At 63.0% G+C, this 459-nt stretch carries 1 protein-coding gene; it reads left to right on the forward strand.

What is annotated here, in order from left to right; all coding sequences use genetic code 11:
• Positions 1-437: phosphonate C-P lyase system protein PhnH (phnH, locus tag SB756_RS28125; protein WP_410912759.1), on the forward strand; the 437-nt coding region annotated here is incomplete at its 5' end.
• Positions 438-459 lie beyond the last annotated feature (22 nt).

A 459-nucleotide genomic window follows, 5' to 3' on the forward strand; every position in this document is an offset into this window, starting at 1 on the left:
GCGTGCTGCTGACGCTGGCCGATAACGACACGCCGGTGTGGCTTTCTACCCCATTAAATAACGATATCGTCAACCAGAGCCTGCGTTTTCATACCAACGCGCCGCTGGCCAGCCAGCCGGAACAGGCGACCTTCGCGGTGACGGATGAGGCGATTTCCAGCGAACAGCTCAACGCCCTTTCCACCGGCACCGCCGTTGCGCCGGAAGCGGGCGCGACGCTGATTTTACAGGTCGCCAGCCTGAGCGGCGGGCGCATGTTGCGTCTCACCGGCGCGGGTATTGCCGAAGAACGAATGATCGCTCCGCAGCTGCCGGAGTGCATTCTGCACGAACTCACCGAGCGCCCGCACCCGTTCCCGCTCGGCATCGACCTGATCCTGACCTGCGGCGAACGCCTGCTGGCTATTCCGCGAACCACGCATGTGGAGGTGTGCTGATGTACGTTGCCGTAAAAGGGGG

The organism is Pseudomonas sp. SIMBA_068 (assembly GCF_046534705.1).
Lineage (GTDB): Bacteria > Pseudomonadota > Gammaproteobacteria > Pseudomonadales > Pseudomonadaceae > Aquipseudomonas > Aquipseudomonas putida.